Origin of the sequence: Streptomyces durbertensis (assembly GCF_014156695.1) — a bacterium.
In the GTDB taxonomy this organism is placed as follows: domain Bacteria; phylum Actinomycetota; class Actinomycetes; order Streptomycetales; family Streptomycetaceae; genus Streptomyces; species Streptomyces durbertensis.
The window spans coordinates 1-9,668 of sequence record NZ_WMLF01000197.1; the positions used below are offsets into that span (position 1 = coordinate 1).

Annotated in this window: 17 protein-coding genes and 1 pseudogene; all 18 read right to left on the reverse strand. The window is 73.1% G+C overall.

Annotated elements, in window-relative coordinates; translation table 11 throughout:
- A partial coding sequence (locus GL263_RS14650; protein ID WP_182856145.1) for a hypothetical protein occupies positions 1-389 on the reverse strand: 389 nt, incomplete at its 3' end.
- A gap of 10 nt (positions 390-399) precedes the next feature.
- The gene (locus GL263_RS14655) at positions 400-888 is read right to left on the reverse strand and encodes a hypothetical protein (RefSeq protein WP_182856146.1); all 489 of its coding nucleotides are present in this window, start codon (positions 886-888) and stop codon (positions 400-402) included.
- Between the two features lie 2 nt (positions 889-890).
- Positions 891-1,739, reverse strand: coding sequence for an Lsr2 family DNA-binding protein (locus GL263_RS14660; protein ID WP_182856147.1), 849 nt, complete (start codon positions 1,737-1,739; stop codon positions 891-893).
- Positions 1,739-2,299: a WhiB family transcriptional regulator gene (locus GL263_RS14665; RefSeq protein WP_182856148.1), complete on the reverse strand. Its 561-nt coding sequence runs from the start codon at positions 2,297-2,299 to the stop codon at positions 1,739-1,741. Before GL263_RS14665 ends, GL263_RS14660 begins: the two co-directional genes overlap by 1 nt.
- Positions 2,296-2,751: an ASCH domain-containing protein gene (locus tag GL263_RS14670; RefSeq protein WP_182856149.1), complete on the reverse strand. Its 456-nt coding sequence runs from the start codon at positions 2,749-2,751 to the stop codon at positions 2,296-2,298. Before GL263_RS14670 ends, GL263_RS14665 begins: the two co-directional genes overlap by 4 nt.
- Positions 2,748-3,428: a GGDEF domain-containing protein gene (locus tag GL263_RS14675; RefSeq protein ID WP_182856150.1), complete on the reverse strand. Its 681-nt coding sequence runs from the start codon at positions 3,426-3,428 to the stop codon at positions 2,748-2,750. The genes GL263_RS14670 and GL263_RS14675 overlap by 4 nt, the downstream gene beginning before the upstream one ends.
- An 89-nt stretch (positions 3,429-3,517) precedes the next feature.
- The gene (locus GL263_RS14680; protein ID WP_182856151.1) at positions 3,518-3,820 is read right to left on the reverse strand and encodes a hypothetical protein; all 303 of its coding nucleotides are present in this window, start codon (positions 3,818-3,820) and stop codon (positions 3,518-3,520) included.
- Between the two features lie 101 nt (positions 3,821-3,921).
- Positions 3,922-4,611, reverse strand: a complete 690-nt coding sequence (locus GL263_RS14685) for a hypothetical protein (protein WP_182856152.1) — start codon at positions 4,609-4,611, stop codon at positions 3,922-3,924.
- A gap of 64 nt (positions 4,612-4,675) precedes the next feature.
- The gene (locus GL263_RS14690; protein ID WP_182856153.1) at positions 4,676-5,173 is read right to left on the reverse strand and encodes an AAA family ATPase; all 498 of its coding nucleotides are present in this window, start codon (positions 5,171-5,173) and stop codon (positions 4,676-4,678) included.
- Positions 5,173-5,577 (reverse strand): hypothetical protein, encoded by a 405-nt coding sequence (locus GL263_RS14695; RefSeq protein WP_182856154.1) that lies wholly within the window; start codon positions 5,575-5,577, stop codon positions 5,173-5,175. Before GL263_RS14695 ends, GL263_RS14690 begins: the two co-directional genes overlap by 1 nt.
- Positions 5,578-5,659: 82 nt before the next feature.
- Positions 5,660-6,286 carry a hypothetical protein gene (locus GL263_RS14700; protein ID WP_182856155.1) on the reverse strand — a complete coding sequence of 209 codons (627 nt, stop codon included), beginning with the start codon at positions 6,284-6,286 and terminating at the stop codon, positions 5,660-5,662.
- 83 nt (positions 6,287-6,369) lie between these two features.
- Entirely contained in the window at positions 6,370-7,056 is a 687-nt protein-coding gene (locus tag GL263_RS14705) for a hypothetical protein (RefSeq protein ID WP_182856156.1), read from the reverse strand.
- A gap of 98 nt (positions 7,057-7,154) precedes the next feature.
- The gene (locus GL263_RS14710) at positions 7,155-7,535 is read right to left on the reverse strand and encodes a hypothetical protein (RefSeq protein ID WP_182856157.1); all 381 of its coding nucleotides are present in this window, start codon (positions 7,533-7,535) and stop codon (positions 7,155-7,157) included.
- Complete coding sequence (locus tag GL263_RS14715; protein ID WP_182856158.1) at positions 7,511-7,786, reverse strand: hypothetical protein; 276 nt, start codon at positions 7,784-7,786, stop codon at positions 7,511-7,513. The genes GL263_RS14710 and GL263_RS14715 overlap by 25 nt, the downstream gene beginning before the upstream one ends.
- Before the next feature lie 47 nt (positions 7,787-7,833).
- Entirely contained in the window at positions 7,834-8,433 is a 600-nt protein-coding gene (locus GL263_RS14720; protein ID WP_182856159.1) for a hypothetical protein, read from the reverse strand.
- Positions 8,430-8,663: a hypothetical protein gene (locus tag GL263_RS14725; RefSeq protein WP_182856160.1), complete on the reverse strand. Its 234-nt coding sequence runs from the start codon at positions 8,661-8,663 to the stop codon at positions 8,430-8,432. Before GL263_RS14725 ends, GL263_RS14720 begins: the two co-directional genes overlap by 4 nt.
- Positions 8,664-8,795: 132 nt before the next feature.
- Complete coding sequence (locus GL263_RS14730) at positions 8,796-9,248, reverse strand: RRQRL motif-containing zinc-binding protein (RefSeq protein WP_323379400.1); 453 nt, start codon at positions 9,246-9,248, stop codon at positions 8,796-8,798.
- Positions 9,220-9,668, reverse strand: a pseudogene (locus GL263_RS14735) (hypothetical protein); the annotation flags it as partial. The gene GL263_RS14730 and the pseudogene GL263_RS14735, both read right to left, overlap by 29 nt.

Sequence of the window (9,668 nt, forward strand, 5' to 3'; positions counted from 1 at the left end):
GGGGTGGGCGGCTCGGTGCGGGTGAGCGCGGTCTCGGGGAGGAGTCCGAGCTGTCCGGCGGCGGCCGCGCGGGCGGCGAGGGTGAGCGAGCGGGTGACCCGGTGGTGGCCGTGGTCGATGCGCAGGTGGCAGAGCTGGCAGGCGGCGAGCAGGTTCTCGTCTCGCACGTCTTCGGGTGTGTGGTTGAGGTGGGCGGTGGTGAGTCCGACCACGGACCCGGTGTCCGGGTGGATCTCCTCATGGACGGCGGGGCAGCGGCCGCCGGGGTGCGCCAGGCCGCAGTGGCCCGTGCACTCGCAGCGGCCGCCCGCCCGCTCGAACCGGATCCGCGCGCTGATCTGGGGCCAGTCGCGCGGGTAGCGGTGCAGGTTCTCGGGACGGATGGGCACGGCGGCTCCGCTACTCGCCGCCGGCGGCCTGGCGCTGCTCGAAGGCTTCGAGCAGCTCGCCCAGGTCGGGCTCGGGCGCGGTGCCGACCCACGTGCCGCCCTCGGTGAACACCTCCACGTCGGTGGTGTCGGCGTCGAACCAGCAGACGTACGGGCCGTAGCGCTCGATGACGGCCGTGGCGACGGCGGCCGGGTCGGACAGCTCCGGCGCGGTCTCCAGCACGGCGAGCGTGGTGACGACCAGCCACATCGGCTCGTCCGGCGTACGGGGCAGCCGGAGGTAGCCGGTGACGCGGAGCTTGTCGCCGGGGACCAGGTCGTGGATGACCGCGTGCGCCAGCGCCGGGTCGGCGACGGTGCACGGCAGGATCATCTCGTCCGTGCGCTCGTCCGTCGGGGAGACGGTGAGCCGGAACCGCGCCGTCGACCCGTACAGGTCGCCGGGGACGGTCTCCTCGTCCAGGAAGCCGTCCAGGGCTATCGCGTCGTCGGCGGCCACGGTCAGCCGGCCTTCCGGACCGGCGCCTGGTGCGCGGCGTCGTACGCCTTCAGGACCCGCTTGGGCACCATCCCGGCGTCGGCGACCTGGTGGTCGTTGGCGCGCGCCCACGTCCGTACGGCGGCGAGCTCCTCCCGGGTGCGGCCGCTGCCCAGGCCCGCCCGGATCGGGGTGGGCGCGGTGGCGGCCGCCGTGGTGGTGCGGGTGCCGGCCTTGACGGTGCGCAGTTCCTCCTGCGCCTTCTCCAGTTCGGCGCGGGCCTTGGCGACCTTCGCCTCCGCCTCCGCCTCGCGCTGCGCGGCCTCCGAGTCGCGGCGCTCGGACAGCTCGGAGAGGTCGGAGGTGATGCGGGCGGCGCGGCTGCGGACCGAGGCGGTCGGGTGCGCGGTCGCCCAGTCGATCAGCTCCTGGAGCGCGTTGGAGACGGGCAGCGCGACGACCGGGACGTCGGTGGTCGGGGCGTCGGCGGCCGCACGGGGCAGTCCGAGGACGTGGTTGGCGATGAGGTCGCTGAGCTCGGTCTCGCTGAGGCCGGTGGCCTCGCGGATCGCCTGCTCGGAGTCGCCGTTGTTGTGCATGGAGATCGCCATGGCCTCGAACGCGGACAGGGCCGGGGCGGCGGGGGTGTTCGTCATGGTGGGTGCGTCTCCGGTTTCCGGGATGAGGGGGAGCAGGGCGGTGAGGGTGTCGGTGTCGGTGGGCAGCCCGAGGACGTCCAGGAGCAGCGCCATGTCGTCCTTGTCGCGGGAGCTGCGGGCGGTGACCCGGGCCGCGGCGGCGAGCTGCTGCGCCGGGTTCAGGTCCAGGGGCAGTGCTTCGGCCTCGAGGGCTTCGGTCCAGTCGGTGAACATCACGCGGCCTTGCCGCTGGCGACCAGCGCCAGCACGCGCAGGTTCGACGCCGCCTGCGCCGGGGTGATCGGTTCCTTCCAGCGGTTGTACGGCGCGGGCCGGGTGGGGATGGCCTCCAGCTCCAGGCGGGCGAGGGCCAGTTCGCGGACGGTCGGCGGCACGACGCGCGCCGCGCGTGCCCTCTCCCGCTGGAGCCGGTCCTGTTCGGCGACCACGCCGACCCAGTCCTCACCGAGCCGCGCCACGAGCTGCTTGCGCAGCTGCGTGCGGTCGCGTTTGGTGGTCGCCGCCCACACCCCTGTCTTGGTGAGGCCGGGGTTGGCCAGGGCCCACTTCAGGCAGTCCTTGACGATCGGGCAGCCGGAGCAAGCGTGCTTGGCCTTGACGAGCGCCTTCTCGCGGGCGCGGGGGTCTTTGTCGGTGTTGTGGATGTCCTCGATCGCGAACAGGTCCGGGCTCGTACGGCAGCGCAGGACCTGGTCGGTGTCGGGGAAGGGGATCCGGTCGTCGGCCGCGATGAACGTCGGCGGCTGCGGGACGCCGGTGCGGTTGCCGCTCATGAGGTGCCCTCCGGAGCGAGGTGGGGGAGCTGGAGGAGGACCTGGTCCACGAGGTCCTGCGCGGGGCGCCACGGCCCGAGCTGGCCGTGCAGCCACGGGATGGGGAGCGCGAGCTCCTGGACGTCGGCGAGGACCAGGTGGAACGCGTCGGGCTGCGCCCAACGGGAGCACGGGGCGGTGCCGGCGGCGTCCTGGTGGCAGTCGGTGAGGCGGGCGACGCCGATGACGGCCCGGGTGTGCAGGGCGCGGCCGCGGATCGCGGTGGCGACCAGCGGGTCGCGCATCGGGGCCCGCTCGGTGGCCTGCCCGGCGTGCAGCAGCAGCCAGCCGCGCCAGGACCAGGGGGCCGGGCGGTTCTCCACGTCTTTCCCGGCGAGGATGCAGGTCGTCCAGGGCTGGCGGATCGTGATGCCCCGGATCCAGGTGCCCGGGTCGGCGGTGGTGTCGCTCATGCCGCACGTCCCAGCGTGTGGGTGCCCGGCCGTCCGGCGCGGCGGCCGTTGATGGAGGGCACCGTGGCGTGCTGCGGCCCGGCGAGGACCGCGCGGCCGGTGTGCTTGCCCGCGTACATCGCGGCGTCGGCGGCCCGCTGGAGCAGGGACAGGTCCGTCGTGCCGAGGACGTCGGGGGAGGCGGCGCCGATCGACGCGGCGATGTCGACCAGGACGCCGTCCTCGACCTCCACCGGCTGCGCGAGCAGCTTCGTGAGCTGGGCGAGACGCAGCTCGCGGCGGGCGGGCCCGATCCGGACCGCGACGGCGAACTCGTCCCCTCCGAGCCTGCCGACCGCCCCGGGGCTGCCCGCCCACGCGGTGAGCCGGGTCGCGGTGGCGGCCAGGACGCGGTCGCCGGCGGCGTGCCCGCCGGGCCCGTCGTTGATCTGCTTGAAGTGGTCCAGGTCCACCAGGACGACTAGGGCGGCGTCGCCGTACCGGTCGGTGATCTGTCGGGCCTTGGTCGTGTAGCCGTCGCGTCCGAGCAGCCCGGTGAGCGGGTCGCGGCGGGCGGCGGCGAGCTTGCGGTGCAGGCTGACCGCGTGCACGGTCCAGCCGGTCAGCGGCACGGCGAGCGTGGTGATGAGCAGGGCGCGATTTCCCGAAGGGGCCTGTACGCGCGCGGTGGAGGCCATACTGGTCTCTCCCTCTCGTCTTGTACGGGATGGGTAGGCCCGAGGCAGGCGACGGTTTCCAGACCTGGTGCGCCTGCCTCGGGGCGTATCTACAGCTCGTAGGGCGTCTTGCGGTTCCAGTCGTTCGGGTTGGACCAGCGGCCGGCCTTCGCCGCCGCCCAGTCCAGCTCCCAGCCGTCGCGGACCCCTCGCGCTCCCCAGCCGCCGTCCTGCTGGCCGGGGACCTCGAGTCCGGCCTGCCGCGCGGCGAACGCGGCCTCGTAGACCTGGTGGGCGCGGGTCAGGGCCTCGGTGACCGAGGTCGCCTTGCCGGTGAAGACGTGCACGCCGTGCAGCGTGCGGTCGGGGGTGTGTATGGGGACGTTGACCTCGTAGAACTCCGTTCGCTGCATGGCTGCCGCTCTTTCTTTGCGCTGGTCGTGGCGGAACACCGCGACCGCCCCGGCCGACAGGGCCGGGGCGGCACGGAGGAACGCCGCGTCCTCGCGGGAGGTCAGGCGTCTGCCGCGATGGCGGCCCTGCGCTCGGAGAACTTCGGGGCGTCAGCCACCCGGACCCACTCACCCTCGGTGAGGAGCTTGGCGCCGTCGGCGGGTGCCTTGTCATCGCCCCAGAACGGGTGGAGGACCGGGACGCCGCCGCTCCACCGGTCGAAGTGCTGCCAGGTGAAGTACGGGTGGGCCGGGTCGTCGTAGTAGCACTCGCCGGCCGGGACGTACGCCTCGGTGAGGTCGAAGACCTGGCCGGTGACTGGGTGGGTCCACTCGGTGCTGCCGATCTCGTCCTCCGGGATCGGCTGGCCGTTGGCATTGATGCGGCGGTCCATCCAGGAGACGGTGACCTGGCAGCCGTGGTGGTCCCAGGTGTTCGGGTACGGCTGGCCGACGGAGTGGTACGTGACGTGGACGTCCAGGTCCGTCAGCGGCTGGCGGCCGCGCAGCTCGGTGCGGACCAGGTGGGCGCGGCCGGCCTCGATCGGCTCGGTGTACGGGTCGTTCGTGCGGCCGGTGCCGCCGCCGTTGGCGAGCCAGCCGAGCAGGGAGGCATAGACGCGTCCGTCGCTGTCGGGGGCAGCCTCGGTGTACTCCCAGTCGGCGATCACCAGCGGGACGTCGCCCGTGAAGTGCAGGATGCCGTGCTCGGTGTTGGCGATCGTGTGGTCGGCGGTGTTCCAGTCCTTCATGACGAGTCCCCTTCGGGGTGGTGGATGGAGCGAGCAGGTCTGAGGTGCGGGATCGGGTGCGCGATCAGCGCAGGACGCCAGGAGTGGCGGTGAGGTCCGAGGCCAGGTGCACCGAGGCGAATCCTTCGGCGCGTAGCTGGTCGGGGGTGGGCAGGAGTTGGTGGTGCTCGCGCACGATGTGCAGGGGCACCACACGGTCGCGGCCGGCGTTTTGCGCTTCCACCGTGGCCAGCGGGAGGTCGAACAGGACCGCGACGGCTGGGCGCTGCCAGTAGCGGGCACGCGCGAGCAGGCCAGCCCTGACGTGGCCGTACACGTTGGTGGAGTCCACCAGCACGTTCAGCGCTCGGGAGAGGCGGGCCTCCAGGAGGAGGTTCTGAATCTCGGCGGCGACCGGGGTGGCCGACTGATCGGCCTCGGAGTCGGTGGCCAGGCGCCGGTAGACGTCCAGGCACACGCGCCAGCTGTCGGGGAAGCGGGCGGCGAAGGTCGACTTGCCGCTGCCCGGCGGGCCGACCAGGGCGCAAAGCGTGCCGGCGGGGAGGTTCAGCACGTCGTTCATCAGATCCGTCCGGCGGTGCGGGTGAGGACCGGGCCGCGCAGCTCGTCCACGCGCGTGGCGCTCTGCTCGGTCTGTTCGGCAAGAGCACGGATCCGGCTGGCCTTGTCGGCGTCCAGGTCGCCGCCGGCGAGCCAGGTGCCGATGGAGTCGTGGCCGGTGATGTCGGGGGTGTACTTGGCGCACCGACGGCGGCCGAAGGCGTTGTCGGCTCCGGCCGGGCCCACGTGGAACACGATCCTGCGGTTCTTCGGCTCCGGGTGGAAGCTGAGTTCGCGGGCGGTGTCCTCGTGGGTGAAGACCAGGGGCCACTCGGGGCTGGGCGGCGGCGTCCACGGCGTTCCGAGGATGCCGGTGACGACGGCCATGAGGCGGTCGGCCGGGAGCGCGGTGAGGGTGCGGGACAACGGGTCCTCCTGCGAGACGGGCTGACGGGGCACCGCGCCGTCCCGGCCAGGCAGGACCAGGACAGGGCGGCACGGTGCGGCGTCAGGCGGCCGCGTTCTGCGCGGTGGCGGCTTCCTCGCGGGCGGCGGCGGCTTCGGCCTGCCGGTTCTGCCGGATGACCTTGCCCACGATCTGCCCGGTGACCTTCGCGGCTTCGGCTTCCATCTCGGCTTCGGCCCGGTACAGGCTGCGGGCCTTGCCCTTGCGCAGGACGTGGGTGCCCATCTCGTGTCGGGTCAAGGCGATGCGCCGCTCCGGCGAGCCCTTGCGACACAACTGGTCGACCTCCACGAACGCCCAGACCAGCGTCGCGCCGATCTCGCGCGGGCGGCGGTGCAGCCGCTTGGCGTTGATCAGGATCCGGATGGTGTTCTTCGGGGCGATCACGGTGACGGAGTACAGGTCGGTGGGCTTGGCGGTGAAGCTGAGGAGCTTCGCCGCGTAGACGTCCTTCGGGACGCCTGCGGCCGAGCCCTGCGCGGTGGCGGCGAGGCCGGGGATCTTCTTGGGGGAGGTGACCACCAGCTCCACGGCGGTCAGCGGGCGCCGGCCGAAGTGTTCCTTCACTAGGCGCTGCGCGGTGGGCACGGTGTCGTTGATGTCGGCGGTCAGGCGGCGGGGGGTGAACAGGCCGTCGCGGATGACGGTGATCTGAGTGGGCTGCGGCATGGGGGCCTTCCGGTTTCGAGGGTGGGCTGAGGGGCCACCGCACCGCCCCGGCCGCGTAGGGCCGGGGCGGAACGGGCAGTCCGTCAGACCGCGTGCAGGCCGGTGAGGTCGTCGTCCAGGACGTCGGCCTTGTCACCATTGGCGTCGCTGCGGGTGGCCGGAACGGCGGGAAGGCCGGCGGCGCGGGCGGCGAGTTGGTGGCGGATTTCCTCCATGCCCGTGATCCGTACCGGCTGGTCGCTGTCGCCTGTCAGCAGCGTGAAGTGGTGCTTGTACTCGTCCCTCTCGGCGCGGTAGTGGAGCACCACGCCGGGTGCGAGGTAGAAGGACGCCTCGCCGTCCTCGTAGCCGCGCCACCGGTTCTCGTCCCGCAGGAAGTTGTCGCCGTCGTCGATGCGGTAGGCGGCTCCGGCGGCGCGGTGTGCGGCGTCGGCCTTGGTGGCGGTGATGACCTGGGCGAGGGCCTCGTTCAGGGTGGCGGCTGGGGCCGGGGCCGATCCGCGGCTGATGTGCGCGGTGCTGCGGTTCTTCCACATCAGGCGGCGCATCGGGGCGAGGACGAGTTCGGCGAGCCCGTCGATGGCGACGGCGCCGACGACGGCGACCGCCCCGGCGACCGCGATGCGGGCTCCGTCGGACCAGGAAACCGGGGCGAGCTGGTAGCCGAGGTAGGCGCCGGCCGCGCCGCCAATCAGCGCGGTCGCCATGCTGGCGCCTTCGATCATCGAGCTGGCGACGGTGTTGGCCGTCTGACGCAGGGGTGCGGTCATGATGATGGGGCTCCTTCTTCTTCTTGAGTCACTCTGGGAGGGGAGGGGGTGCTGCTCCGGGGCGGCCGGGTTCGGATGCCTGCGGCCGTCCCGGGCGCTCAGCTGGCCGCGTGAATGGCGGCGCTGGTGCGGACGGTGTCGGCGAGCAGCACAGTCAGCTCGTGGCCGTGGTCGACGGCGTCCTCCAGGCGCTCGATGAGCTCGGGCGCCAGGCCGCGGTTGCGGGCTCCGGTCAGGACGCCCTCGAGGTAGAGGACGTCGGCGAGGACACGGCCGCGGACGTCCAAGACGCCGGGCTGCACGGCGAGGACGTCGTCGTTCTTGGCGGTGGCGAGGGCCGCGTGGTCGGCGGCCTCGGTGTACGCGGTCTCGGTCTGCTCGGTGAGCAGGGCGTCGACCTGCGTGGTGGTGCCGTAGGCGCGGCGCCAGCCGAAGCGGGCGGCAGCAGCTTCCATCAGGGAGCGGCGGGCGAGGGGCACGGTGACCTCCGGGGGAGGGCCGGTCGTCCGGTCTCGGCTGACCGGGCGGACACCGCCCGGCCCCGGCCGCCGAGGAGGCCGGCGGCCGGGGGCGCGCGGAGAGCGCCGGTCAGTTCTGCGGGAGGCGGCCGGGCGGCAACGGCGGCCACGGCGATGAGGACCAGGGCGAGCGCGTACGGCCAGTTGCTCATCCGGTGATTCGTGAGGGCGGCGGCGACCAGGAGCAGCAGCACGGCGGCGACCGCGAGCACGAGGCCGGCCCCCCACGGTGGCGGGGATCAGGCAGCCGTCAGAACCGTCAGCGGGCGGGGTGGTTGTGGTTGTGGATGTTGATGCGCGGGCGCAGGGACAGGCCGCGCAGCGCGAAGAGGGAGCCGATCGTCCAGGCGAGGACGGCCAGGGCTGCGGCGACGGGGCGGCCGGCGGTGGGGGAGGCGTGCCACACCATCAGCACCGAGCAGACGCCGTGTGCCGTCCAGGTGAGCCGGGCACCGACTGCGCCGGTGAGCCAGGCCATGGTGAGGGAGGCGGCGCCGACGCCCAGCCAGATGACGAACGCGCTGGAGGCCGTCAACGGAAGGCCGGCAGTGTGCGCGGTCAGGTAGGCGTGGACGGGGTCGGCGACGGTGGCGGTCCACTGGGTGAACCATGCCCAGTCCTGGTGGTGGTACCAGTCGATCGCCTTCGGCACGCCCCACTTGAGGGTGAGGAGGACCGCGATGATGCCGACGATAGCGAAGGCGGCGATGGCGCCAGGGGGGACGTCCTCGGTGGTGCGGATCGGCTCGGTCCGTGGCGCGGCCGGCTGCCGGGGGCGGGGGATGCGCTGGCTGTCGTCGAGGGTCTCCAGCGGCGGGACGGCGGGGTCGGGCTTTCGGGGCTCGTTGGGCTCGGTCACCGGTGGTTCTCCTTCGCGGTGTTCGTCGGCGTCGCGGACGGGGCGGTGCTGTGGGCGGGGCCGGTGGGGCCGTGGTGGTCGTGGTCGGCGGGTCCGCTGTTCACCCCGCACAGCTGCCAGCCGAGGAAGATCCCGGCGATGAGGGCGACCTGGTGGCGGTGGGCTTGCCACCAGGTGGGCGGGGTGGGTTCGGTCAGGACGCCGATCACGGCGGGCGGTTTCTTCGCCATCGGGGGTGGGCTCTCCCAGGCACAGGGGACAGGTCGTGTGCGCGGGGCCGGTCTGCCCGGCTCCCCGTCACCACCCGGCCCGCGCGGTGGCGGGGTGGGTGGATCAGGCAGCCGTCAGACGGGGGTGTGGTGTCAGGCCGCGGCGGCCAGTTGCTCACCGGGCGGGCGCATGTAGCTGCCGGGGGCGGCTGGGGTGCCGTCGTGGCACTCCAGGCACGAACCGAGGGTTCGTAGAGGAAGGCAGTGGTAGTAGCGCCGCGAGCACTTCGGGCAGGTCTGCCGTTTGGCCATCGCCTTGTCGAGCGCGATTTCCTTGGCGAAGGTCATCGGCCGGATCGGCTTGGCTTTGGCGATCTCGTACAGCCATGCCTTGCGTTTGCCGCCCCGGCACTCGATGACGGCGACGGGGTCCTGGCCGCCGGGCCGTAAGCGCCGCTCCCTCAACTGCCGCCGGGTAGCGAGTCCTTTCGGGGCCTGCCTCCAGCGATAGACGGGGAGGGCGCCGGCGGGGTCGGCGTGGATGTCGATGTCCCGGACGGCCGGCGGGGACGCAGGTTCAGCGACGGCGGCCACGGTTGTGTCCACGACCGGTGTGGACCTGGACCCGGGCGCGGCCGCGGGCTTGGACGTGGAGGTTGGTGCCGTCCCGGCCGGGTCCGCTGCTCAGCATCTTCAGCAGGATGAAGCCGCCCAGGCCGGCGAGGACGACCAGGCCGAGGGTGACGAGTGCCTGGAGGAGCGCGGCTAGGGCGCTGATCAGGAAGTAGATGCCGACGCCGCCGACGCCCAGGATGAACGCCACCAGGGCGGCCTTGGCCAGGAGCGGGGAGACGAGCGGCTGCGGGGCCGGCGCGGGCGGCGGGGTGTAGTAGGCGACGGACTGTCCGGCCGGACCGGGGACGACGACCACGCCGTCCAGGCCGGCGGTCGCCGGGTAGACGACCGTGCCCTGGGGGAGTGGGACGACGTGCTGTCCGTACGCGGGGGCGGGCCTGTCTCTTATAA